At 72.6% G+C, this 23,972-nt stretch carries 20 protein-coding genes; 7 read left to right on the top strand and 13 right to left on the bottom strand.

Going from position 1 to position 23,972, the window contains the following annotated elements:
- Positions 1–18: 18 nt before the first annotated feature.
- Positions 19–1,368: a sensor histidine kinase gene (locus tag MYF83_RS16755; RefSeq protein WP_248961324.1), complete on the top strand. Its 1,350-nt coding sequence runs from the start codon at positions 19–21 to the stop codon at positions 1,366–1,368.
- Positions 1,369–1,376: 8 nt separating this feature from the next.
- On the opposite strand, the gene MYF83_RS16760 is transcribed toward MYF83_RS16755, so the two are convergent.
- The gene (locus MYF83_RS16760) at positions 1,377–1,700 is read right to left on the bottom strand and encodes a tetratricopeptide repeat protein (RefSeq protein ID WP_248961383.1); all 324 of its coding nucleotides are present in this window, start codon (positions 1,698–1,700) and stop codon (positions 1,377–1,379) included.
- A 384-nt stretch (positions 1,701–2,084) separates the two neighbouring features.
- Here MYF83_RS16760 and MYF83_RS16765 point away from each other — a divergent pair, with 384 nt between their 5' ends.
- Positions 2,085–3,461, top strand: coding sequence for an MFS transporter (locus tag MYF83_RS16765; RefSeq protein ID WP_248961325.1), 1,377 nt, complete (start codon positions 2,085–2,087; stop codon positions 3,459–3,461).
- A 218-nt stretch (positions 3,462–3,679) separates the two neighbouring features.
- On the opposite strand, the gene MYF83_RS16770 is transcribed toward MYF83_RS16765, so the two are convergent.
- The 12 genes from MYF83_RS16770 to MYF83_RS16825 all read right to left on the bottom strand — a co-directional run bounded on the left by MYF83_RS16770 (position 3,680) and on the right by MYF83_RS16825 (position 18,089).
- Positions 3,680–4,744: an MSMEG_0565 family glycosyltransferase gene (locus tag MYF83_RS16770; RefSeq protein WP_248961326.1), complete on the bottom strand. Its 1,065-nt coding sequence runs from the start codon at positions 4,742–4,744 to the stop codon at positions 3,680–3,682.
- A 49-nt stretch (positions 4,745–4,793) separates the two neighbouring features.
- Positions 4,794–5,603, bottom strand: coding sequence for a carbon-nitrogen hydrolase family protein (locus tag MYF83_RS16775; protein WP_248961384.1), 810 nt, complete (start codon positions 5,601–5,603; stop codon positions 4,794–4,796).
- Between the two features lie 13 nt (positions 5,604–5,616).
- Positions 5,617–6,477 carry a carbon-nitrogen hydrolase family protein gene (locus MYF83_RS16780; protein ID WP_248961327.1) on the bottom strand — a complete coding sequence of 287 codons (861 nt, stop codon included), beginning with the start codon at positions 6,475–6,477 and terminating at the stop codon, positions 5,617–5,619.
- A gap of 49 nt (positions 6,478–6,526) precedes the next feature.
- Positions 6,527–7,960, bottom strand: coding sequence for an MSMEG_0567/sll0787 family protein (locus MYF83_RS16785; protein ID WP_248961328.1), 1,434 nt, complete (start codon positions 7,958–7,960; stop codon positions 6,527–6,529).
- A 5-nt stretch (positions 7,961–7,965) separates the two neighbouring features.
- A complete protein-coding gene (locus tag MYF83_RS16790; protein WP_248961329.1) occupies positions 7,966–9,018 on the bottom strand; it encodes an MSMEG_0568 family radical SAM protein in 1,053 nt (350 codons plus the stop codon).
- A gap of 10 nt (positions 9,019–9,028) precedes the next feature.
- The gene (locus MYF83_RS16795) at positions 9,029–9,541 is read right to left on the bottom strand and encodes an MSMEG_0572/Sll0783 family nitrogen starvation response protein (RefSeq protein WP_248961330.1); all 513 of its coding nucleotides are present in this window, start codon (positions 9,539–9,541) and stop codon (positions 9,029–9,031) included.
- Between the two features lie 169 nt (positions 9,542–9,710).
- Entirely contained in the window at positions 9,711–10,526 is an 816-nt protein-coding gene (locus MYF83_RS16800) for an amidohydrolase family protein (RefSeq protein ID WP_248961331.1), read from the bottom strand.
- A gap of 3 nt (positions 10,527–10,529) precedes the next feature.
- Positions 10,530–11,822, bottom strand: coding sequence for an MSMEG_0569 family flavin-dependent oxidoreductase (locus tag MYF83_RS16805; protein WP_248961332.1), 1,293 nt, complete (start codon positions 11,820–11,822; stop codon positions 10,530–10,532).
- A 261-nt stretch (positions 11,823–12,083) separates the two neighbouring features.
- Positions 12,084–13,298 (bottom strand): metal-dependent hydrolase family protein, encoded by a 1,215-nt coding sequence (locus MYF83_RS16810; protein ID WP_248961333.1) that lies wholly within the window; start codon positions 13,296–13,298, stop codon positions 12,084–12,086.
- A 105-nt stretch (positions 13,299–13,403) separates the two neighbouring features.
- Entirely contained in the window at positions 13,404–15,122 is a 1,719-nt protein-coding gene (locus tag MYF83_RS16815) for a hydantoinase B/oxoprolinase family protein (protein WP_248961334.1), read from the bottom strand.
- Entirely contained in the window at positions 15,119–17,182 is a 2,064-nt protein-coding gene (locus MYF83_RS16820) for a hydantoinase/oxoprolinase family protein (protein WP_248961335.1), read from the bottom strand. Before MYF83_RS16820 ends, MYF83_RS16815 begins: the two co-directional genes overlap by 4 nt.
- 28 nt (positions 17,183–17,210) lie before the next feature.
- Positions 17,211–18,089, bottom strand: a complete 879-nt coding sequence (locus tag MYF83_RS16825; protein ID WP_248961336.1) for an LLM class flavin-dependent oxidoreductase — start codon at positions 18,087–18,089, stop codon at positions 17,211–17,213.
- A gap of 396 nt (positions 18,090–18,485) precedes the next feature.
- Between MYF83_RS16825 and MYF83_RS16830 the strand changes: the two genes are divergently transcribed.
- The 5 genes from MYF83_RS16830 to MYF83_RS16850 are packed head-to-tail and all read left to right on the top strand — an operon-like array spanning position 18,486 to position 23,902.
- Entirely contained in the window at positions 18,486–18,869 is a 384-nt protein-coding gene (locus tag MYF83_RS16830) for an antibiotic biosynthesis monooxygenase family protein (protein ID WP_248961337.1), read from the top strand.
- Positions 18,870–18,886: 17 nt separating this feature from the next.
- Positions 18,887–19,921, top strand: a complete 1,035-nt coding sequence (locus MYF83_RS16835; protein WP_248961338.1) for a sugar ABC transporter substrate-binding protein — start codon at positions 18,887–18,889, stop codon at positions 19,919–19,921.
- A 28-nt stretch (positions 19,922–19,949) separates the two neighbouring features.
- Positions 19,950–21,554 (top strand): sugar ABC transporter ATP-binding protein, encoded by a 1,605-nt coding sequence (locus MYF83_RS16840; RefSeq protein ID WP_248961339.1) that lies wholly within the window; start codon positions 19,950–19,952, stop codon positions 21,552–21,554.
- Positions 21,551–22,549: an ABC transporter permease gene (locus MYF83_RS16845; RefSeq protein WP_248961340.1), complete on the top strand. Its 999-nt coding sequence runs from the start codon at positions 21,551–21,553 to the stop codon at positions 22,547–22,549. The genes MYF83_RS16840 and MYF83_RS16845 overlap by 4 nt, the downstream gene beginning before the upstream one ends.
- Entirely contained in the window at positions 22,550–23,902 is a 1,353-nt protein-coding gene (locus MYF83_RS16850; RefSeq protein ID WP_248961341.1) for a hypothetical protein, read from the top strand.
- Positions 23,903–23,972 lie beyond the last annotated feature (70 nt).

The raw sequence follows: 23,972 nt of genomic DNA on the forward strand, positions 1-23,972 counted from the left end.
GGCGGACAGGGGGGCACGGTGAGGCTCTGGCACGACCGGTCCGTGCGGACCAGGCTGACGTGGGTCGCCAGCGTCGTGACGGCCTTGGCGTGCCTGGGCGTGAGCGTGCTCGTCTTCCTGGGACTGTATCGCCTGGCGATCAGCCACCAGACCCAGGACATCACGCTGGCCGATCTCCGGATCGCCCGCTCGGTCCATCAGGGCCAGCTGACCCCGATCATCAAGCCCGAGGACGACGTCAAGTACGCCCAGGTGGTCGATGACACCGGCCGCGTCATCGCCGCGACCGCGGCCATGATCGGCAAACCGCGGCTGGCCGGCTTCGCCCCGCCGGCCGAGATGGCCGAGGCGCACAAAGTGATCTGCTCGCCCCCCGGATTCCCCGACACCTGCCTGAACGTCGTCGTCCTTCGGCACTACCGGCCCCAGGGTGACTGGCTCGTCTACGGCGCCGCCCCCGTGGTCCCCTGGTACGTCGATGCGAAGCTCCTCGCGCTCGTCACGGGCACGTCCCTGTTCCTGATGGTGGTCACGGCCATCGGCACCTACCGCATCGTCCGCAAGACGCTCGCCCCCGTCGACGACGTCTGCGAGGAGCTGGCCGAGATCACCGCCTCGGACCTCAGCCGCCGGGTGCCGCTCCTCCCGCACCACGACGAGATCGGCCACCTGGCCGAGACCGTCAACCAGACCCTGGACCGGCTCCAGCAGGCGGTGGAACGGCAGCGGCGCTTCGCCTCCGACGCCGGGCACGACCTGCGCAGCCCCATCACCGCCATGCGCACTCTGGTGGAGGAGGCACTGCTTCATCCGGACGAGACCGACTGGGTCAAGATGGCTGAGGCGGTGGTCGCGAGCCTGGACCGGCTGCAGGCCATCGTGACCGACCTGCTGGTGATCGCGCGGCTGGACTCCGGCGAGAAGGTCAGCCGCAGCTACATCAACCTGCCCGAACTGGTGCGCGGCGAGGTCGGCCGCCGTCCTCGCGGTAAACGCGTCGTGCTGGACCTCCAGTCCGGCGTGGTGGTCAGCGGCGACAGGCTCCAGCTGGTGCGGCTGCTGACCAACCTGCTGGACAACGCTGAACGGCACGCCATCTCGACGGTGACCATCCTGCTGGGCCGCGACGACGGCCAGGCCATGCTGCAGGTGATCGACGACGGTGAGGGCGTCCCCCCCGAACAGCGGGAGCTGGTGTTCCAGCGCTTCACCCGGCTGCCCTCGGCCCGCAAGAAGGACCTCCAGGGGACCGGCCTCGGGCTGGCGATCGCGCGGGACATCGCCGAGCACCACGGCGGAACCCTCACCATCGAGGACTCCCCCGTCGGCGCCCGCTTCGTCCTGCGGCTGCCCATCTTGACCTTGTAGCCGCTCGATCAGGCCAGGTTCGCCGCGTACACGGACACGTCGATCTCGCTCACCTGCTCCGCCCCCATGGCGAGAGCCAGCTTGCGGTAGCGCCGGGCCTCGTCGGCGCGGCTACAGCGCTCCAGCGTCCGGGCCAGCGCCTCGTACGCCCAGCCGTTCGCCGGATCCAGGTCCAGCAGCCGCCGGAAGGTCTCCTCCGCGCGGCCAAGCTGGGCGCTGTGGAAGTAGGCCCGCCCCAGCAGTTCGACGGCCGCCCGGTTCCCCGGCTCCCGCTCGACGATCGAAGCGAGAATCCGCGCCGCACCCGGGTAGTCCTTCGCCTCGAAGAACATCGTCCCCCGCTGGTACTCCTCGTAGCTCACCGGCTCGTCTCCCTCCGCTGAGGGCCCGCCGGACCGGCAGACCACCCAACGCCCCTCAACACCCCCCCACCCCCGCATCTTCCCAACGGCTGCCCCCCGTCACGCCATGGGGACTCCACCCGGGATCGGAAGGTCGCACGCTGGTCCTTGAGGGTTGTTGATGATGGTCTTTGGAGGTGGGCGGGTAGGGGCCCGGGTGGCGTTGCTGTCCGCTTGTTCAGGAAGGCACTCTACGATCGACCGCCGAGATGGCCGGGGTGCCGGCGAGTGGGCCGGATGAGTGCCGGGGCGCCTTCCGGGGGGACGCCGGGTGCGCACGGGCGGGAAGGTCCTGACCCGCGCCGGTGGAAGGCGTTGAGCGTCTGCCTGGTCGCCGGGTTCATGACGTTGCTGGACGTCAGCATCGTCAACGTGGCGCTGCCGTCCGTCCGCGCGGGGCTCCACGCCTCGCCGAGCGACCTGCAGTGGGTGGTGTCGGGGTACGCGCTGGCATTGGGGCTCGTGCTGGTGCCGGCCGGACGGTTCGGTGACATGCGGGGCCGGCGTACGGCCTTTGTGTTCGGCGTCACCATGTTCACCCTGGCGAGCGTCCTCGCCGGAGTCGCCCCCGGGTCGAGGTGGCTCGTCGTGGCCCGGGTCGTGCAGGGGGCCGCCGGTGGGGTGATCACGCCTCAGATCAGCGGGCTCATCCAGCAGCTCTTCCGGGGCGCGGAGCGGGGCCGGGCGTTCGGGTTGTTCGGCGCCACGGTCGGCATCTCCACGGCGGTCGGCCCGCTGCTCGGCGGGTTGCTCATCCAGGTGGGCGGCCATCAGGAGGGCTGGCGTTACGTCTTCTACGTCAACGTGCCGATCGGCGTTCTCGCGGTGCTTCTGGCCTACCGGTATCTGCCCGGGGGCTCACCGGAGTACCGGCGGCGGGAGAGCATGGATCCGGTGGGGGTGCTGCTGCTGGCCGCCGGCATCTCTCTGACGCTCCTCCCGCTCGTGGAGGCCCATCAGTGGCACGGCCAGGCCAGGTGGCTGCTGATACCGGCCGGGTTCCTGGTGGTCGCCGGGTTCACCGGCTGGGAGCGCCGGTACGGGCGGCGGCACGACCCGATGGTGGACCTTTCCCTGTTCCGCATGCGCTCCTACGCCCTCGGCACCCTGCTCGGAACGCTGTACTTCGGCGGGCTCACGGCGATCTTCTTCATCCTGACCCAGTACCTGCAGGAAGGCGTGGGCTATTCGGCCCTGCAGGCGGGTCTGACCAGCACGGCGTTCGCTCTCGGATCGGCGCCGAGCGCCGCGCTGGGCGGCAGGGTCGTCGCCCGGTTCGGCCGCCCGCTGGTCGCGTTCGGGCTGGTGCTGGTCACGGTGGGGCTGGCCGCCACGGATCTCGCCGTGCGGCTGGTGCCCGGCCACGAGGTGGGATGGGCGCTGGCGGCGCCGTTGCTCGTCGCGGGGCTCGGCAACGGCATGGTCATCTCACCGAACCAGACGCTGGCGCTGTCGCAGGTCCCCGTCGCCAGGGCCGGCGCCGCCGGCGGCGTCCTGCAGACGGGACAGCGGATCGGCTCCGCCATCGGCATCGCGGCGGTGGGCTCGGCGTTCTTCACCCAGGTGGCCTCGACGCACGGCGACTACACGGTGGCCTTCCGGCACGCGCTCCTGGTCAACATCGCATTCGTCCTGGCCGCCCTCGTCACGGCCCTCATCGACGTGGCCGCCGACCGCCGATCACATCCGTGACGGCGCGGATCTCCGCCTGGCGGTCCGGCCGCGTCTGGGGCCCGTACGAGTTGGCACCTCCCGTGCACGCCGGCCCCGCCTCGGCTGAAAGGTGCCATGTTCCTGCCTTTCCAGGCTATTGGATGCGTCATACAATTACGGCCCTGGGAGATGTGGCCAGGGTCATGCTGTCGCCGCCAGGAGCGATGATCAAGAGGTTCGGCATTCCGGAGGACGTCTCAGAGGGATCCGTACAGCTTGAGGTGCAATGCGGCGGCTTGCGGCCAGGTGTGGCGGGCGGCCAGGGCGCGGCCGGCGGCGAGGCGTTCGGGGTCGGGGGCCGACAGCGCCTCGCGCATCTGGCCGGCCAGGCCGCGCGGGCCTGAGGCGAAGCGCGCCGCGCCGCCGAAGACCTCCCTGAACACCGGTAGGTCCCGGGTGACCAGCGGCACCCCGGCCGCCAGCGCCTCCATGGCGGCCAGGCCGAACCCCTCCTTGAGGGAAGGGAAGGCGAAGACCCCCGCCGCCGCGACCAGCGCGGGCAGCTCCTGGTGGTCGATCCGGCCGAGCACGACCGGCTCGACGCCCAGGGCGGCCGCGCGGTCCTCCCATCGTGCCCGGTAGTCGCGGTAGTCGAACAGGGTCTCCCCGCCCGCGACGACCAGGCGAAGATCCGGGTCGGCCAGCAGGGCGTACGCCTCGAGCAGGTCCATCGACCCCTTCCTCGGCTCGATGCCGCCCACCGTCAGCACGTACCGCCCGAACCGGGCGCGCCAGCGTCCGTCGCCCTGTCTGGCCGCCGCGGCGAACCGCTCCGCCTCGACGCCGTTCGGGATGACCGTCGCGGTGATCCCCCAGCCGGCGGCGAGCTCCTGTGCGACGGCCGAGGATACACAGATGTGGGTGTGCGGCCGGACGATCGCCCGCTCATGGCAGGCGACCAGCTCGGGAGTGGTGAAGTGGTCGATGTGGTGGACGGTGCGCACGCAGTCCTCGACGGCGTTGGCGCTGATGCAGTCCTGGGCGTGCACGACGTCGTACCGCCGGGGGTCGAACGCCTGACGCAGGACCGAGATGGAGCGCAGGATCCGGTCGCCCGTGGTCTCCCCGGGAATGTCGGGGAAGGGGACGAGCACCTGCCGCACCGCCGGGGCCACCGCGCGGAAGAAGCCCGCGTCACCGCCCCGGGCGAGCGTCCAGACCGTGACGTCCTGGCCCGCGGCGGCCAGCGCCTCGGCGAGGTTCAGCGTGTGCACCACCCCGCCCCGGGGCTTGGTCGAGTAGGTCAGCAGCGCGATCCTCACCGATGACCTCCGGGGCTCAGCGTGGTCGAGTGGCCCCGCACGGCGATCCTCACCGGTAGCTCCCGGGCCTGAGCTCGTCCAGGTGCTTCAGCACCCGCCGGGCGGTGGCGATCTCCGCGGCCACGTCCAGCTCCGCCACCGCGAGCCCGGCCTTGGACCACGTGCGGGCGAGGACGTCTCCGCCCGGGCCGACCACCTTGGCCTGGCCGAGGAAGCGCATGCCGCCCATCGCCCCCGTCTGGTTGGAGGAGGCGAGCACGACCTGGTTCTCCGCCGCCCGCGCGCAGTCGTACAGGTCGAACAGGCGGGACTGGCGGTCCTGGGCCATCCGGGGCGCCCTGTTGGTGATGCTGGTCGGCCAGGCGGACAGGCAGGCGAGGATCTCGGCGCCGTCCACGGCCAGGCTGCGCGCCGACTCGGGGAAGGTCTTGTCATAGTCGATGAGCATCCCGATCCGTCCGACCGGGGTGTCGAAGGCGTCGAACCGGTCACCGGGGGTGTAGGCGACGGTCTCCCCGGCCGGCAGGTGCACCTTGCGATGCCGCCCGAGCACGCCGTCCCCGGTCAGGCACACCGCCGCGTTGTAGCGGACCGGCCCGGCGGCCTCGCAGTATCCGGCGCAGACCACCATCTCGGCGGCCAGCGCGCTCAGCCGCTTGAAGATCGGGTCGTCGGGTTCCAGGGCGGGCGGCAGGGCCTCAGGGTCGGGATGGCGCAGGTCGGCGAGGTAGCCGCCGAGCGAGGCGTCGGGCAGGACCAGCAGCGCGGCACCGGCCGCGCGCGCGTCACCGACCAGCTTGGCGATGCGCTGGAGGTCGAACTCCAGGTCCCGCCCGAAGTGCGCGGAGGCCGCGGCCATGCGGATCACGGGATCAGGATCTCCCGGCGGCGGCGACCGTGGAGACGCCGGCGCCCCAGGCGTAGGCGTCGGGACGGCGATCACGCAGGTGGCCCATGGAGCGGCGGGCCGTCGCCAGCGCCTGCTCGACGTCCACCTCGGCGACCGCGACGCCGCCGGGCACGCCGGTGCGGGCGAGGATCTCCCCGCCGGGGCCGACGATCTTGGCGCTGCCGACGAAACGGAGCGTGCCGAAGGCGCCGGACTGGTTGGCGGAGACCCACACCACCTGGTTCTCCAGGGCGCGTGCCTGGTCGAACAGGTCGAAGCGCCGCGTCCAGCGGTCGTCGGCGAGATCGGGGGACGGATCGGTCCTGCTGGCCGGCCAGGCGGACACGCACACCACGATCTGCGCCCCGTCCAGCGCGAGCGACCGCGCCGACTCCGGGAACGCCTTGTCGTAACAGATCATCATGCCGAGCCGCCCGACGGGGGTGTCGAACGCGGCGAACCCCCCGCCCGCCGCGAACGAGGCGTCCTCGCTCAGCGGCTGGTGGACCTTGCGGTGGTGGCCGAGCACGCCGTCGCCCGTCACGCACACCACGCTGTTGTAACGCCAGGGCCCGGCGGACTCGCAGTAGCCCGCGCAGAGCACCATGTCACCCGCGATCGCCGCCAGCCGCCGGATCTCCGGCCCGTCCGGGTCGAGCGCGGGCGGGACGTCCGACGGGTCGCCGTCCATGCTGAGCAGGTAGCCACCCAGGCACGCCTCCGGGAAGGCGAGCAACCCGACGCCGTCGGCTCGCGCCTCGGCGACGAGGTGCTCGATCGTCGCGAAGCACGCCTCCACGTCACGGTCGAACGGCGCCGCCACCGCACCCATGCGTACCTTCATCGCCAGCCCTTCTCGCCCGACGGCTCGCGACCGACCGCACCCGGCCGGCTCACGCCGCGCCCAGTCCGGTCACCGGGCCGGTGATCACTTCGGTCAGTTCGCCGTCCGGCCAGCGCAGCGCTACCCCTCGCCCGGGGACGAGCTCGCCGCACTCGGCTCCGGTCGCGGGCCCGGCGTCGAGCCCGGGACGGCCCGGCGCGTCCGCGGTGAGCATCGCGAAGCCGGGGAAGCAGGTGAGCCAGTCGCCCATAGTGGCCGCGCCCGGACGGGGGACCGCGGCGACGTCCAGGACGGCGCCGCACCCGGAGGCCTCGGCGAGCATGCCGAGCGTGCCGGCTACCCCGGCCATCGACACGTCCTTGGCCGCCGCGGGGCGGGCGGCGGCGACCGCGCCCAGCATGGCCCGCAGTTCGGGGGTGCGGCGGCGGGTGGTTGAGTCCCACTGCCGCCCGGTGTATCCGGGCCGCCAGCCGCCGCCGAGGTCCGCGGTGAGCCGGACCCGGTGACCTGGGCGCCCGCCGCCGCCGGGGACCGGGTCCGCCGTGCGGCCGAGCGCGGTCACCGACAGCGACGCGGGCACGCCGAGCTGGGTGTGCCCGCCCAGCACCGGGACGCCGTACGCGCCGGCCGCGCGGCGCAGCCCGCCGAGCACGCGGGCGGCGGCCGGGGCGTCGCGGGCGCCCAGAGCGTCCAGCAGGCCCACCGGCGTGGCGCCCATCGCGGCGAGGTCGTTGAGGTTGACCAGCACCGAGCACCAGCCGGCCCATTCCGGGTCCCGCTCCACCATGGCGGGCAGGATCGCGTCGCAGGCCGCGACCAGGTCGCTGCCGGGGACGGGGGCGCCGTCGTCGCCGACGAACCCCGCGCCTCCCGGGGCCAGCCCGGCGAGCAGCGGGCCGAGCGCCTGCTTGGTGCCGGCGGCGAGCGCGGCGATCCGCCCGACCGGCCAGCGCATCAGCACGTGCGGGGCGCCCGCCACCGGCACGCTCCGCACGGCCCGCCAGCCGAGCCGGGTGAACATCCGCTCGTTGCGGGCCTGCACCGTGGCCTCGAAGCGCAGCGCCCCGGCGGCCTCGGCCCGGGCGCAGGCGGCCCGGACCAGCGCGGGCCCGATGCCGGAGCCACCCCGTACCGACGGGTCGACCGCCAGGCGGCCACCCCGCCACCAGCCGATGTCGGGGCCCTCCCCGGCCGGGCCGAGCCGGACGCCGCCGAGGACGGCGCCCGCGCGGTTCCTGGCCACCAGCACCACGGTGCGCGGGTCGTCGTCGTGCTCGTCCAGGTCATGACCGTGGAAGAGCCCCTGCTCCCGCACGAAGACCTGCGCGCGAAGCGCCCGGTAGGCCTTGGTCGCGGCCCGGTCCGCCTCCTCGATCAGGAAGTACGGCCGCCGCCCGCCGAGCAGCACGTCGCAGATCGATCCTGCGCTCGCCTCGCGCGCCAGGCCGTAGGAGGCGGCGTCGAGGTCGAAGGTCGCCGTCATCCGCCTCACCCGCCCGCCACGGCGAGGGCGCTGCAGGCGCCGCACGCGGCGCATCCGGCCTTCTGCTCCGCCCCTGTCATGCCGGCCGCGCGGAGCAGCGCCGCCACCTGTTCGGTCACCTCGCGGACGACGTCCGGCGAGGGGGCCGGCACGCCGTCCCGGCCCGCCAGCGAGTCCTTCATCGGCCGGAAGGGCACGACGAACGGATAGACGCCCCGCTCGATCAGCCGCGCGGCGCCCGCGACCAGCTCCGCCGGGTCCTCGCCGAGGCCGGCGAGGAGGTAGGTCGAGACGCGGTTGCGGCCGAACACGCGCACCGCCTCGTCCCAGGCCGCCTCGTAGGCGCTCAGCGGCACCGTCGCCTTGCCCGGCGTCCACCGGCGGCGGACCCGCTCGTCGAGGGACTCGACGTGGATGCCGATCGCGGTGGCCCCGGCCTGTCTGAGCGCCGCGATCCACGCCAGGTCGGCGGGCGGCTCGCACTGCACCTGGATCGGCAGGCCGGGGACGGCTTCGAGGACCGCCCGCACCGAGCGGGCCAGGACCCGCGCGCCCCGGTCGGGACCGCTGGTGGTGCCGGTGGTCATCACCATCTGCCGTACCCCGTCCAGGCGCACCGCCGCCTCGGCGACCTCGGCGAGCTGTGCCGGGGTCTTGGCGGCGACGGTCGCTCCCGCTCTGAGCGACTCCTCGATGGTGCAGAAGCGGCAGCGGTCGGCCTCGCCGTACCGGACGCAGGTCTGCACGACGGTCGTGGCCAGCACGTCCACGCCGTGCAGCTTGGCGATCTTCTCGTACGGGACGCCGAGGTCGGTGACCAGGTCGTAGAACCGTGGCCGGCGGACCGGCCGGACCGGCAGGCCGAGATCGGTCTCCCCCAGCCACAGTGTGCCGTCGCGGACGATATACGGACTGTCGGGATTCAGCGGGATCGCCGCGCCGGCGCCACCCATGACCAGGTGGCCGTCGTCGCTCGGTCCCGCTCCGCCCGCGCGGCGCACCGGCGCGTCCACCCGCACGCCCCTGATCGCCACATCGACCCTGGTACCGACGCTCACGCGTGACCTCCTAGAACATGTAGGTCGAGTTGATGATCGCGCCCTTGCGGCCGTAGTGGATCAGGGCGTCCTGCACGTCCAGCGGATGAGTGGGGATGACGCCGTCGATCAGGTCCTCCTCGCGGGCACCGTGGAGGGACAGGCCGAACCGGCAGCAGTAGACCTTGCCGCCTTCGTCGATGAAGGTCTTGAGCGAGTTGTTGATGTTGTGCTCGCCGGGGAACGCCGAGCTGCCCGTGGTGGGGAAGCCGCGGGTCGCCAGGCAGTTGAGCGAGCCCGGCCCGTAGAAGTAGATGGCGGACTCGAAGCCCTTGCGCAGCGCCCTGGTGGCCTGCAATATCGCCACGAAGCTGACCGAGGACTCGTGGGCGATGCCGTGCACCAGCGTGAAGTAGGACTCTCCGTTCTCCGCCTGGTAGTCGGGGAATACCTTGGTGCCGCCGTAGAGGCTCGAGCCCTCCGGGAGCGAGGGGTGCGGGATCTCGGTGAGGCTCTGCTTCTCGAGGTCGGTCAGGTCGGGCATGGTGTCTCCTTTGTCGAGCCGGTCGGGGTCCGTGGTCGGGGTCCGTGGTCGGGGTCCGTGGTCGGGGTCCGTGGTCGGGGTCCGTGGTCGGGGTCCGTGGTCGGGGTCCGTGGTCGGGGTCCGTGATGGAGGTCCGGGGTCGGGGTTCGTGATCGGGACGCGTGGAGGGTCAGCCGTAGAGTTTCTCGAAGGTGTCGTGGAACATCAGGCGGGCGAGCTCGCCGTCGCCCACCGCCGCGCCGAGCCGGGCGCGCTCCCCCGTGTGGTCGCCCCAGGGCTCGTCGCTGGCGAACAGCACCCGGTCGTGGCCGATGCCGCGCCGGTCGATCTCCTGGACCAGCCAGCGGGGCGCGAAGCCGATCGCCCAGGACAGGTCGGTGTAGACGCGCTTGCCCGCCGCGATCCAGTCGAAGAACCGGGATCCCGCGAGCTTGATGTGGCCGCTCATCCCGCCCCCGAAGTGGACCAGGTGGACGGCCGTTTCGTCGCCGTACCACTCGACCAGGTGGCCGACCTCGTCGATGTCGGAGGCGGCGCCCGGTGAGGTGTGCACGTGGACGACGAGGTCGTGGAGGCGGGCGACGGCGAAGATGCGGTCCAGCGCGGGCCGGCAGGCGGGATCGGTGGGCCGGCCGCCGAGCAGGAAGCTCAGCTTGAGCGCCCGCACGCCGGGCTCCCCCGCCAGCGCCAGCGCCGCCGACGTGCGCTCGGCGTCCTCGGGCCTGGGCGAGACCCACAGCCCGCAGCGGACGCGGTCGTCGCGCGCGGCCGCCTCCAGGCAGAGCTCGTTGAACCCGAAGGCGACCTCGGGGTCGGGGACGCCGTAGTTCGGCAGCACCAGGGCCCGAAGGGTGCCCTCGGCGTGCAGGTCCTCCAGCAGCCGCTCCACCGTGGCCCGCGCCGTCACGTCGGGCCGCACGGGCGGGCCGCCGTAGAAGGGGTAGGCGGGGAGCACGCCGAGGTGGCGGTGCGCGTCGAAGACCACGGCTCAGCTCCCCAGCAGCTCGGGATGGACGAAGTAGTGCCCGGCGGCGGGCACGGCGCGCAGCCCCGGCCTCGGCGTGCCGCCCGAACCGATGTGGCGGGCCAGGTGCTCGGCGTCGGCCCCGACTCCGGAAAGCCGGCCCGACCCCCAGGTGTGCTGCCACGGCAGCCCGAGGAAGTAGAGCCCGCGCACGCCGGTCACGCCGCGTTCGTGGACGGGGTAGCCGGTGCCGTCGAAGACCGGCACCCTGATCCAGCCGTGGTCGCGGCGGAACCCGGTGCACCAGATCACCGAGGTGACGCCGCCCGCGTCCAGGCGGTCCGGCTCGGTCGAGGGCTGCCACACCGGCTCGTACCGCCGCTCGGCGGGCGCCTCGATGCCGTGATCGGCGATGAAGGAGTCGATGGTGTCCTTGATGCTCTCGGAGACGGCGTCGGCGTGGTCGAGATTGCGCCGCAGGTCGGGGGCGAACCTGATCGTGCCGTCCTCGACGCCGGCGAGCCTGCCGTACAGGCGCATGCCGTCTCGGGCGAAGGCCCGCAGGTCGATGTCGCGGCCCCCGTCCCGCCCGGTGACGTAGTGGTTGGCGCGGGCCCGTACCACGTCGTGGTCACCAAAGGAGTCGATGGGCCTGTCGTAGTGGCCCATCAGGTCGAGCCAGGCGACCACGTCCCTGCCCCGGTAGAAGCGGGCGACCCTGGGCGCGGAGCCCACCGCGAGATGGACTCGGCGCCCGTCCAGGTGCAGATCCTCGGCGATCTGGCAGCCGGACTGGCCGCTGCCGACCACCAGCACCTCGCCCGGCGGCAGCCGCCGGGAGCTGCGGTACTCCCCCGAGTGGAGCTGCGTCACCTGCCGGGGCAGCCGCTCGGCCTGCCGCGGGATCACCGGCGTCTGGTACGGCCCGGTCGCGACCACCACCTGCTCGGCGGTGAACGTGCCGTGGTCGGTGTGGATCTCGAACCCGGGGTCCGCGGCGGCCAGCCGGGTCGCGGTGACCCCCTCCAGCACCGGGGGCTGGAACGAGGCGGCGTACTCCTCGATGTAGCGCACGATCTGGTCGCGTGGCATGAAGCCGTCGGGGTCGTCGCCGGCGTAGGGGAAGCCCGGCAACCGGCACTGCCAGTTCGGCGTCACCAGGCAGAACGAGTCCCATCTGCGGGCGCGCCACTCGTGCCCCACCCGGTGCCGTTCCAGCACGACGTGGTCGACGCCGCGCCGTTTCAGGTGGTGGCTCATCGACAGGCCCGCCTGGCCGCCGCCGATCACCACGACGGCGTGGTGGCCGGCGCTCACCTGACGAACCTCTCGACCGTCACCGAACCCTCACCGGCGCGAGCCATCGGGCCATCTCACCTGGAAATACATCTCAGGCACGCGGGCCTCCTCCGGGAAAAGCGACCATACCCAACCAGCGGTTCACCACTGGTCGAAGTTCACTTCCCGGAGGTTTCCCATCGGTTTCATCCGGAACAAAACCGAGTTAGCCGCTCCGCACCCCGCCCGATTCGCCATTATGACGACGCGATGAAAGCGGCCTCGCTCGGCAAAGGGCCTTCAGGACGCCGAAATCACCTTTCCCGCCTGGATGACCGTGCGGCGCTCGGGGGCGGACCACAGGATCGACGGGTCGCCGAACGGGTCGCCGTCCAGGATGAGGAGGTCGGCGACCGCGCCCGGTTCGACGCGGCCGAGGTCCGGGCGGCCGATCAGGTCGGCGTTCACGGACGTGGCGGAGCGGAGGGCCTCCAGCGCGCCGTCCACCTCCACCTGGAGCCGCAGGCCGTTGAGCTGCTCGTCGTCGAGCGCGCCCATGAGGTCGGTGCCGAAGCCGATGCGCACCCCCTCCGCCCGCGCGATCTCGACGGCCCGGCGGCCGGCCTCCAGCACCTCGGCGTTCTTGGCCCGGCCGACCGGGCCGAGCCCGACGTCGGTGCCCCGCCTGCCCATCGCGTCGTACGTCGCGAGGGTGGGCACGAGGAAGGCGCCGTGCTCGGCCATCAGCTTCGCCGTCGGCGTGTCCAGCAGGTTGCCGTGCTCGATGGATCGCACGCCGTTCTCCACCGAGTGCACGATGGCCTCGGGCGAGTAGGCGTGCGCCGCCACGTAGCTGCCCCGCCGCGTCGCCTCGCCGGTGACCGCGCGGACCTCCTCGGGCGAGTACTGCGGCACCCGGATCGGGTCGGTCAGCGACACCACGCCACCCGAGGTCATGATCTTGATGGCGTGGGCGCCGCGGCGGAAGCGGTCGCGCACGGCCCGGCGGAGCGGGTCCACGCCGTCCACGATCTCGCCCGTGTGCGACCCGCAGGCGCACAGGTCCTGGTCGCCGGGACGCGGATCGCCGTGCCCGCCGGTCTGGGTGAGGGCCGGCCCGGTGTACAGGTAGCGGGGCGCGGGGATCAGGCCCTGGGCGATGGCCCTGGCCAGGCCGGGGTCTCCCCCGGCCACGTCCCGCACCGTCGTGAACCCCCGGCCGAGCGCCGCGGCGAGCCGGCGGGCGCCGGCCAGCGCGAGGTAGCTCAGCGGGGCCGACTCGATCTCCAGCAGGCTCAGCGAGACGCCGTAGGCGTGGAAGTGGGCGTCGATGAGGCCGGGGACGACCGTGCCGCCCCGCGCGTCGATCACCCGGTCCGCCGCCTCCGCGGTGCCGCCCACCTGGACGATCGTCCCGTCCGAGATGTGGACCGGGCCGTCGGACAGCTCGGCCGACCGGCCGTCGAAGACGGCGGCGTTGACGATGGTCAGGCTTGCGCCGGACGTGGATCCCATTCAGCCTTCCTTTCCGGTGGTGGGGCCGCTCCCGCCGGGCGAGGATCCCATGTCAGCGTTCCTCTCCGTCGGCGGGGCTTCCCGCGAGCGATGATTCCAGGTCGTTCACGCGGTCACCTCGCCCCGGAGCCGGATGGTGGCCTCGAGGTCGATCTGGAAGGTGTCCGGGTCGAGCACCACGCCGTAGTCGCGGGCGGCGGCGGCAGCGGTCACGAAGCCGTTGCGCACGTCCTTGGCGACCCGCTCCGGTTCGCGCTCGAAGGGGTGGCCGTACCCGCCGCCGCCACCGGTGTTGTTGACCAGCACGTCACCGGCCGCCAGGTGGTTGTAGCTGCCGCCCTGCACCACCTCGCGGTCGGTGCCCGGGTTGAGGACGATGTGGTTGTTGTCGCCCGGGAGGCCGTCGCCGATCGGCCACGGCTTGGTCTTGGTCTTGTACACCAGGCAGATGCCGGTGGAGGGTGCGGTGAACCGGTAGGTGCGCCCGACGCCGACGCCGCCGCGGTAGCGGCCCGCGCCGCCGGTGTCCGGCCGGTAGCCGTAGGACTCGATGAACATCGGCGACTTGGTCTCGAGGATCTCGACGGGGTTGTTGCGGCATCCGGGCTCGGAGAGGTGCATGATGCCGTCCTCGCCGTCGCCTGTGGCGTGCCCGCCGAACCCGACCGCCTCGTTGGTCGCCTCCAGCCACGACTCGCCGTTGCGCGGGTTGACCCCGAGGCCCATCATCGAGCAGACGTCGCCGCCGGAGCAGGCGGGCACCCGGTCGGGCATGCCCTGGGCGAGGGCCTTCAGCACGACCTCGCCGCCGATGAGCGCGGTCCAGAGCGTGAAGGTCGGCATGGGCGGGACCGCGTGCATCACCGATCCGGGTTCGGTGATGACGCGCATCGGCCGGAAGTTGCCGGCCACCACCGAGGTGTCGGGAGTGGTCAGGGCCTTGAAGATGAGGCTGCAGAAGGCCTCGGTCTGCCCCACGGGCAGGTTGATGGGCCCTCGCACGTCCCGGTCGCTGCCGGTCCAGTCGATGATCATCTCGTCGTCGGTGATCGTGACCGTGACCTGCATCTTGATCAGGCGGTCCAGGTCGATGCCGTCGCTGTCGACGAAGTCGTGCGCGCTCCAGGTGCCCTTGGGGAGCTTGGCCAGGGCCAGCCGGGCGAGCTTCTCCCCGTGGTCGTTGATCGCGTCCATCGCGGCGAGCAGCGTCTCGGCGCCGTACTTGTCCGCGATCTCCTGGGTGCGGCGGACGCCGGTGACGCAGGCGGAGACCTGCGCCTGGATGTCGCCGATCGTGCGCTCGGGCATCCGGCTGTTGAACCGGATGAGGTTGAAGACGTCGTCGTTCTGGACTCCCTCCCGGTACAGCTTGGTGGCCGGGAAGAAGATGCCCTCCTGCGACATGTCCGTGGAGTCCAGGACGTACCCCGGGTCCTTCTGCTTGAGGTCGAGGACGTGGATCCGGCAGGACGCGAAGCCGATCAGCTCGCCGTCGTGATGGACGGGGGCGAAGACCAGCGGGTCCAGCGTGTGGGCGGAGGACCAGTACGGGAAGTTGAGGATGATCACGTCGCCGGGCCGCATGGCGTCCTTGCCGAGGAACTCCACGGCCTTCTTGATGCCGTGGTCGTTCCCCCGGGTGAACACCGCGATGCCGGGAGCGTCGGCGACGACGTCCCCGTTCGCGTCGTGGATGCCGATGCCGTAGTCGTGGATCTCGTAGACCACGGTGTTGTACGCGGTCCGGCACAGGTTGCGGGCCATCTCCTCGGCGGCGGCGAGCAGGCCGTGCCGGATGATCTCGGTGGTGATGGAGTCGCTCATCGGGTGACCTCCTTGGTCGCGGGGTTGACGGAGATGACCATCTCGCCGTACGGCCCGACCTCGAGGCGGTCGCCGGCGTGGATGACGGAGGTGGCCGTGTGCTCGGCGATCACGGCGGGGCCTTCGATGACGTCACCGGCGAGCAGCGACTCGCGGGTGTAGAGGGCGTAGCCGACGGCCGGCAGGTCCGCCGACAGGTACACCGGGCGGGTGCCCTCGGCCTCCAGCGTGCCGGACTCGCGCCGCGCGGCCGGCGGCAGCGCCGGTTTGTCCACCGATCCGGTGGCCCGCAGGCGCAGCGTCGTGACCTCGACCGGGTCGTCCATGGTGTGGCCGTACTGCCGCTCGTGCAGCCGGGCGAAGGCCTCGGCGACCGCCGCCAGGCCGGTCGCGCTCGCTTCTCCCGCGGGGAAGGCCACGGTCACCGAGTGCTCCTGGCCCGCGTACCGCACGTCCAGGGACCGGACCAGGCTCACGCTGTCGTCGCCGAATCCCTCCGCGGCCAGCTGCGCCTGGGCCTGCTGCTCCATCTCGCCGTAGGCGGCGTCGACGGCCGCGGGGTCCAGCCCGTCCAGCGACGCGACGGCGGTACGGGCGAAGTCGTGCTGCACGTCGGCCATCAGCATCCCGAAGGCGGAGAAGGCTCCCTGGCCGGGCGGGACGATGACGGTGGGAATGCCCAGCTCGCGCGCCACCTCGACGGCCACCAGCCCGCCTCCGCCGCCGAAGGACAGCAGCGCGAAGTCCTTGGGGTCGCGGCCCAGCTCGACGGTGATGGCCCGCACCGCGCCCATGATCTTGGTGTTGGAGATCCGGACGATCCCCTGGGCGAGCGCCTTGACGGTCATGCCCAGCTCGGCGGCGATCGGCTCCAGCGCCTTGTCCGCCAGATCGGCGTCCAGGGTGAGCTTGCCGCCCAGGGGGTTGCCGCTCCCCAGGTATCCGAGCGCCAGGGCGGCGTCGGTGAAGGTCGGGATTGTGCCGCCGCGGCCGTAGCACGCCGGTCCCGGCGCCGCGCCCGCGCTCTGCGGGCCCACCTGAAGCGCGCCCGCCTCGTCCAGCCAGGCGATCGAGCCGCCGCCCGCGCCGATGGTGTGGATGTACAGGGAGGGGGTGTTGATCGGCATCTGCTCGAACTCGGCGCCCTGGTACAGCACCGGCTCGGAGTCCAGGATCAGCGACGCGTCGAGGCTGGTCCCGCCCATGTCGATGGTGATGAGGTTGGGCCGGTCGAGGATCTTGGACAGCGCCGCCGCGCCGATGACGCCGCCCGCCGGGCCGGAGAGGATCAGGCTGACGGGTTGCTCGCGTGCCGAGCTCGCGGTCATGGCCCCGCCGCCGGAGCGCGTCATGAGGAACCGCCCGCCGAACCCGCCCAAGGTCAGCTCCTGCTCCAGCGTCGCCAGGTAGCGGCGCACGATGGGCTTGACGTAGGCGTCCAGGACGGCCGTGCTGGTGCGCTCGTACTCGCGGTACTCGCGCGACAGCTCGTGCGACAGCGTGACCGCCACCTCGGGCGCGACCTCGGCGAGCACCTCGCGCATCCGCAGCTCGTGCGCGGGGTTGGCGTAGGAGTGCAGGAAGGCCACCGCCACCGACCGGTACCCGCGCTCGCCGATGACCGCCGCCACGCGGCGCGCGTCGTCGTCGTCGAAGGGGGTGTGCACGGTGCCGTCGAAGCGGCTCCGCTCGGTCACCTCGAAGGTGTCGTAGCGTTCGAGCAGCGCCGGCGGCTTGCGGTAGGTGATGTCGTAGTTGGTCCGGCGATCGGTCCGGCCGAGAAGGTAGACGTCGCGGAAGCCCTTGGTGCCGATCACCGCCGTACGGGCGCCGGTGCGCGTCAGCAGGGCGTTCAGCCCGAGGGTCGTCCCGTGGGTGAACATGCCGATGTCGCTCATGGGCGCCCGCGCGACCTGGAAGGCGTCCATCACGCCCTTGGTCGGCTCCTCGGGGGTCGTCGGGACCTTGTCGAAGCGGAGCTCCCCTGTTTCGGGGACCAGCTCGACGACATCGGTGAACGTCCCCCCGACATCGATCGCCAGCCTGCTCGTCCTGTCCATCGTTGTCCTTTCTTCCTGTCCTGGAGGTTCAGAGGCCGTGCGCGGCGGCGACGAACGCGAGGGCGCTCGACGGCGTTCCCCTGCGGTCGTGGGCGCGCGGCCAGTGAACGGTGATCTCGTCGAAATCGAGGTCCTTCAGGCGCCCGAGGCAGTCGGCGTACCGTTCCGGGCTTTCGAAGGGCCAGGTCACGTCGAGGGGGATCTGCGCGATCCGGCGTATGTCGGAGGCCGGCCGGCCCTCGGCCGCGAGTGCCCTGGTCAGCTCCTGGCTCTGTGCCCCGACGGCCTGGAACCAGGACTCCGGATCATGCTGCCGCTGGTAGCCGCCGTAGGTGACCCATGCCTGGCCGTACCGGGCGGCCAGGCGCAAGGCCCTCTCGCCCGCCGCGGCGACCGTCAGCGGGACGCGCGGCTGTTGGACGCAGCCGGGCATCTGGTGGGCGTCGACGGCGCTGAAGTGCCGCCCGCGAAGGGTGCTGACGTCATGCGTGAGCAGATGGTCCAGCATGCCGAGCCATTCGGTGAACCGCTCCGTCCGCTCCTTGCGGCTGCGGGCCGGTCCCCCCAGCACGGCCGCGTCCGCGCTCTCGGCGCCCGCGCCGACGCCGATGTCCAGCCGGCCGGCGCTCAGACGATCGAGGGTCATGATCTCCTTGGCGAACGTGACCGGGTGCCGGTAGTTCGGGGTGGCCACCTGCGTGCCGAGGCGGACCTTGGTGGTGGAGGCCGCGGCCGCCGCCAGGAGCGGGACGGCGGCATGCCATGGCCGGTCCTCCAGCGGGGGCCAGGTCAGGTGGTCGTAGGTCCATACGGTGCGCACTCCGACGGCCTCGGCCTCACGGACATCGGCGATGAGGTCCGCGGGTGAGTCGCGGTCGGGAAGCACAAGGGCCGACAGGGTGATCAAGTGGTTCTTCCTCCTCCACGGGCCGCGGCCGGCGTCGCCCGCGACGAAGAGCGCCTCGGGGGCCCTCGTCCCTGGCCGCGGCAACGCTGCATCATGCGACCGGTTTAGGCCTTACGGGAAATTTGGAGGTTTTTGACGGTTTTGCCCAGGTTTACTCGGCAGAGCGTCAGTACAATGTCACACTGCAACCGCATGGTCAATGCTCCCCCAACCGCTGGTGAACGGGACAAGGACGAGCATCACCGGTTCCCCGTCAGGGAGGTGCGGCGGACTGCACAGCGGCCGCACATCCGGATGTGCGGCACGCCCAGGGTGGTGCCGAGCCGGTTTCTACAGTTTCTGCCACGCCGTCCCAGGACGGTGGGCACCGCCCGCTCGATGCGCTCGGAGGAGCACGTGATCCGCAGTGTTCTCTACCTCAAACCCCTCCCCGGCAAAGACGGCGATCTGGAGGACTTCTTCGCTCGCCATGGCGTGCTGAGCCGGTCGGCCGCGCTGCCGGGCTGTCTCGGAGCCGCGCTGCACCGGCCGACCGGCCCCGGCGAGCCGTATCTGGTCACCGCCACGTGGCTCGGCCCCTCCGACTACCAGCAGTGGCTCGACGACCCCTGGCGCCAGAAGGTGACCGGCGAACTGGGCGCTCTGCTCGACGGCGGGCCGGACGCCGGCCAGGGCGGCGGCGTCTACACGGTGGTGGCCGCCACCGGCGATGGGACCGGCGACAAGACCTACGAGACCGGCGGAACCCCTGGCGGGACCCGCGCGGGCGAACTCGCGTAACCGAGGAGCGGAATCACATGCAGATCAGGAAAAAGGGACTCGCCCTCGGTGTCGTGGCCGGGGCGCTGGCGCTGAGCACCGCGTGCGTCGCGCCCGAGTCGGGCACCACGGCGACCGGTTCGTCCTCCACCGCCGCGCCGGCCGGCGCGGCCGCCGGGCACAAGCGCATCGCCTTCTTCGGGTTCGCCCGGGCCAACTCCTTCGCCGCGGCCACCTGGTCGGGCATCGAGGAGTACGCCAAGGCCAACGACGCCGAGGCCGAGTTCTTCGACCCCAACTTCGACGCCCAGACCCAGGTCCAGCAGATCCAGGACGCGGTGACCTCCAAGCGCTTCGACGTGTTCGTCGTCCAGGCCAACGACGGCGCCGCCGTGGTGCCCGCGGTCAAGCAGGCGCTGGCGGCCGGCATCACGGTGGTGGCCGAGTTCACCCCGGTGGGCACCCGCTACGACACCCCCGACCCGCAGGTGCCCGGCATGATCACGCTGCTGGACGTCCCGGTGGACAACGGGCGCAAGCTCGGCGAGCTCGGCGTGGCCGCCTGCGAGAGCAAGAAGCTCGACCCCTGCGAGGTCGCCTACCTGGAGGGCTTCAAGTCGCTCCCGCTGGACAACGCCCGCACCGAGGCCGCGGTCAAGGCCCTGTCCGCCGGGGCCGGCGTGAAGCTGGTCGCCCAGGTCGAGGGCGGCTACACCAAGGAGAGCGGCCGCAAGGCGATGCAGGACGTGCTGCAGTCCCAGCCGGGCGTCGACGTCGTCATCGGCTCCTCCCAGGCCATCGCGGGCGCCGAGGCCGTGGTCAAGGGCAAGGACGTGCAGCTGATCGGCAACGGCGGCTCCCACCAGGCGGTGCAGGCGGTGACGGCGGGCCGCTGGTTCGCCACCTACTACATACCGGAGAAGACCGCCGGCGCCAAGGCGGCCGAGCTCGGCCTGGCCAAGGCGCGCGGCCAGAACGTGTCGGCGACCAACAGCGAGACCGCCCTCGCCCCCAACGACGGCAAGGGCACCAAGGAGGGGCTCGCCGGCATCCAGGGCGAGTACGACGAATAGCCACAGCGGCTCGGAAGGGGGTCACCCGATGTCCCAGCCGGTCAGGATCGACCTGGAAGGGTTCGGCAAGGCTTACGGCGGGGTGCCCGTGTTGCGTGACGTCTCGTTCACCCTTTACGGAGGACGAGTGCACGGGCTGCTCGGCGAGAACGGCGCCGGCAAGTCGACGCTGCTCAAGGCGGTGTGCGGGGCGGTGGCCCCGGACACCGGGCGGGTCCTGCTGGACGGCAGGCCGATCTCGGTCGGGTCGCCGCGCGACGCGCTGAGGCACGGTTTCGCGCTGATCTCCCAGGAGCTCGCCCTGGTGCCGGCGATGACCGTGCTGGACAACGTCTACCTCGGCCGATGGCACAACCGGCTGGGCTGGCGGTCCGGCCGCAAGGACGGCAGGACGTTCGCCCGGCTGCTGGAGCGCACCGGGTTCGAACTGGACCCCTCGGCCCTGGTGCGGGACCTGCCGCTCGCCGCGCAGCAGCAGGTGGAGATCCTGCGGGCACTGGTGTCGGGCGCCTCGGTGATCGGCATGGACGAGCCCACCGCGCTGCTCACCAAGACCGAGACCGACCGGCTGATGGCCGTCATCAGGCAGCTCGCGGCCGACGGCACCGCCGTGGTGCTGATCTCGCACTTCCTGGAGGAGGTGCTGTCGGTCTGCGACGACGTCACCGTGCTGCGGGACGGCCGGCACGTGGTCACCGGGCCGGCCGCCGAGCAGACGCCCGACAGCCTGGTCCGCCACATGGTCGGCCGGCCGCTCGAGCTGATGTACCCCGAACCGGCTCCGGTCGCCCCGTCCGCCCCGGTGCTGCTCAGCGCGCGCGACGTGCGCCGCGGCACGGCGGTGCGGGGCGTGTCGGTGGAGATCCGGGCCGGGGAGATCGTGGGGGTGGCGGGGCTGGTCGGCAGCGGCAGGTCCGAGACGCTGCGCGCGATCTTCGGCGCCGACGCGCGGGACGGCGGCACCGTCGTGGTGGACGACCGCGCGGTGCCCTCGGGCTCGCCCCCGCAGGCCATGGCCGCCGGCATGGCCATGGTCCCGGAGTCCCGCAAGGAGCAGGGCCTGGTGCTGGCCCGCTCGGTCCGCGAGAACATGGCGCTGGCCAGCCTGGGTTCCCGGCAGCTCGCGGGTTTCGTCCAGGGCGGCGCCGAGCGATCGGTGGCCGGGACCATGCTGCGCGACCTGGACGTGCGCGGCTCCGATCTGAGCGGGCCCGTCTGGACGCTGTCGGGCGGCAACCAGCAGAAGGTGCTGTTCGGCAAGTGGCTGCTGGAACGGCCCAGGGTGCTGCTGGTCGACGAGCCGACCCGCGGCGTCGACGTGGCCGCCAAGAGCCAGATCCACCGGCTCCTGGTCGACCTGGCCGCCGAGGGCATGGCGGTCCTCATGGTGTCCTCCGAGGTGGAGGAGGTGCTGGGGCTCTCGCACCGGGTGCTCGTCATGCGGCACGGCCGGCTCGTCGCCGAGTACGCCCGGGGCGAGGCGACCCGCGAGCAGGTGCTCGCGATGGCCTTCGCCGACGACCTCCCCGGCACGGACCCGCCCCCCGAGCCGGGCGGCCGAGCAGCGCCCGGCCGAGTCGACCCGACGACCCCCACCGTATCCAGCCGCACCAGCACGGAGGAGCAGCGATGACCATCACCGCCGACACCGAGGCGGCGACCGAGACGACCGGCCGGGCCGCCGCGAGCAGGTTCACCAAGCTGCACGACTTCGGCATCGTGCTCAGCGTGGTGGTGATCGTGATCGCGCTGTCGGTGACCACGCAGACCTTCCTGAGCACCGGCAACCTGGTCAACCTGCTCGACCAGGCCGCGGTGATCGGCCTGCTGGCCTGTGCCGCCACCCTCGTCATCATCTCGGGCGCCTTCGACCTGTCGATCACCGCCGTGCTGGCCGTGTCCGCGATCGTCGCCGTGGTGGTCACCACGCACGCCGGGGTGCCGGCCGGCATGGCCGCCGCGGTGCTGACCGGCGGCGTGCTCGGCGCGATCAATGGCCTGGTCGTGATCACCGTCAAGGTCCACTCGTTCATCGCCACGCTCGCGCTCAGCATCATCTACCGGGGGCTCGCCGTGATCCTGACGGCCGGCGCCATCGTGTACCCGCCGGACGACCGGGTCACCGCCTTCCAGGCGCTGAGCTGGCCGACCACGCTCGGCGGGATCACCGCGGCCTCGCTGCTGTTCCTGGTGGTCGCGGCGGTCTGCTGGGCGATGCTCGCGGGATCGACGTTCGGCCGCCGCATCTACGCCGTCGGCGGCAACGAGGAGGCCGCGCGCCTTTCCGGCATCCGGGTCGGCGGGGTGCGGGTGGCGGTCTTCGCGATCAGCGGCGTGTGCGCGGCGCTGGCCGGGCTGGTCCTGGCCGCCCGCGGTGGCTCCGCCCAGGCGAGCATGGCCACGGGCATGGAGCTGACCGCCATCGCGGCCGCGGTCGTGGGCGGCACGAGCGTGCTCGGCGGCGAGGGCGCCATCTGGCGCGGGCTCATCGGCGTGCTGCTCATCACGCTCATCGGCAACGGCTTCAACCTGCTGGGCTGGGATACCATATATCAGCAGGTCGTACAGGGTGCGCTGATCCTCGGAGCGGTGAGTTTCGACCGGCTGCTGCGAGGACGAAGGAGCTAGGTGGAGGGTGCGCGGATCGGCGTCCGGCTGGCCGCCGGCCACGCCCGCGCCGCGCTCGTCGTCGGTGGCGAGATCCGGCATGCCGCGTGCCGCTCCGGCGACGAGCCCGAGCTCGCCCGCGAGCTGCGCGACCTCGCCCGGGGGACACCGGTCCGATCGGTGACCTGGGACGTCTCCGCCGAGCTCGACCCGGCGAGCGCCGGGTCGCCGGTGGCCGCCGTGCGGGTCATGCCCCGGCTGCCGGCCCGCGGCCTTGGAAGTGCCCACCCTTCCCCGCTCATCCGGGCGCTGGTGCGGCGCCAGGCCGCCGTGATCGGAGGGCACGACCTGTTCGGGGTGGAGCTCGCGACGCTGGACATCTACGAGATGCTCCGCACCGCCGCCGCGGCCCAGGCCGAGGGGGTGAGCGCGCTGGCGCTGACCGCGACGGGCGCCCTCGGCTGCCCCGACCACGAGCTGGCCGCCGCCGAGATCATCCGTGACGCCTTCCCCCGGCTCAGGGTCTCGCTCTCCCACCAGGTCGGCGGCCTCGGCCTGCTGGACCGCGAGGCGGCGACGGTGATCAACACCGCGCTGCTGGGCCGGGCCGAGCAGGTGGTGGAACGCTGCGTGCGCATCGCCCGCCGGCTCGGGGCCTCGACGTCGGCCTGGTTCGTGGCCGGGGACGGCGGCCGGATCTCCGCCGAACGGCTGCGGGTGCTGCCCGTGCTGGGGCTGTGGGCCACCGGCGCCGCCGCGCTGACCGGCGCCGCCCGGCTCGCGGGAGTGGACGACGCGGTCGTCGCCCTGGCCCGGCCGGAGGGTCTCGCCGTCGGCCACGTCCGCGACGGCCTCCCGCACGTGGCGACCGACCGCCCCGGGCCGGGCGGTGTGCGGATGGCCGTGCCGCAGGCGTCGCTGACGCCGATCCACGGCTCGCACGCGGCCACCGCGTCGGCGTTCGCCCTGCTCGCCGAGCACGACCAGCACACCGCGGTCGTCGCCGTCGCCGGTACCGGTCCGCAGGGGGACGGCCGCGACGGGATCGCGACCGACCGCGGGCGGGCCGCCGCCGCCCGGCTTTCGTCGGCGTCTGTGCTGGTGGAGCCCACGGCCGAGCTGGCCGCCATCGGCGCGGCCGGCACCGAGCCCAGCGCCTGGCTGGACACCGTGCTGTACGCCGAGACCTCAGAGGTGCTCGCCCGCAAGCAGGCCGCGGTGGAGCAGCGCGCCCTCACCCTGGTGGCCGAGAGCGGCGCGCGGCTCGGCAGCGAGCGCGTGGTCAGCTCCCGCGCCCTGTCGCTGTCGTTCCTGCGCAGCGGCTCCTACCGCCTGGTCGTCCGCGCCGGCGGCCGCGCGGAGGACGAGGCATGACCGGCACGCGGATCGATGACGGTGACGTGACCCGTACGCGGAACCATGGCGGCCACGTGGCCCGTGCGCG

The organism is Sphaerisporangium perillae, from assembly GCF_023276435.1.
In the GTDB taxonomy this organism is placed as follows: domain Bacteria; phylum Actinomycetota; class Actinomycetes; order Streptosporangiales; family Streptosporangiaceae; genus Sphaerisporangium; species Sphaerisporangium perillae.

Excerpts from the sequence above, each read along its gene's own strand:
- MYF83_RS16760 (WP_248961383.1), bottom strand. The coding sequence starts at position 1,700 with ATGTTCTTCGAGGCGAAGGACTACCCGGGTGCGGCGCGGATTCTCGCT.
- MYF83_RS16775 (WP_248961384.1), bottom strand. The coding sequence starts at position 5,603 with ATGGCCGCGGCCTCCGCGCACTTCGGGCGGGACCTGGAGTTCGACCTC.
- MYF83_RS16780 (WP_248961327.1), bottom strand. The coding sequence starts at position 6,477 with ATGAAGGTACGCATGGGTGCGGTGGCGGCGCCGTTCGACCGTGACGTG.
- MYF83_RS16785 (WP_248961328.1), bottom strand. The coding sequence starts at position 7,960 with ATGACGGCGACCTTCGACCTCGACGCCGCCTCCTACGGCCTGGCGCGC.
- MYF83_RS16795 (WP_248961330.1), bottom strand. The coding sequence starts at position 9,541 with ATGCCCGACCTGACCGACCTCGAGAAGCAGAGCCTCACCGAGATCCCG.
- MYF83_RS16810 (WP_248961333.1), bottom strand. The coding sequence starts at position 13,298 with ATGGGATCCACGTCCGGCGCAAGCCTGACCATCGTCAACGCCGCCGTC.
- MYF83_RS16815 (WP_248961334.1), bottom strand. The coding sequence starts at position 15,122 with ATGAGCGACTCCATCACCACCGAGATCATCCGGCACGGCCTGCTCGCC.
- MYF83_RS16820 (WP_248961335.1), bottom strand. The coding sequence starts at position 17,182 with ATGGACAGGACGAGCAGGCTGGCGATCGATGTCGGGGGGACGTTCACC.
- MYF83_RS16835 (WP_248961338.1), top strand. The coding sequence starts at position 18,887 with ATGCAGATCAGGAAAAAGGGACTCGCCCTCGGTGTCGTGGCCGGGGCG.
- MYF83_RS16840 (WP_248961339.1), top strand. The coding sequence starts at position 19,950 with ATGTCCCAGCCGGTCAGGATCGACCTGGAAGGGTTCGGCAAGGCTTAC.
- MYF83_RS16845 (WP_248961340.1), top strand. The coding sequence starts at position 21,551 with ATGACCATCACCGCCGACACCGAGGCGGCGACCGAGACGACCGGCCGG.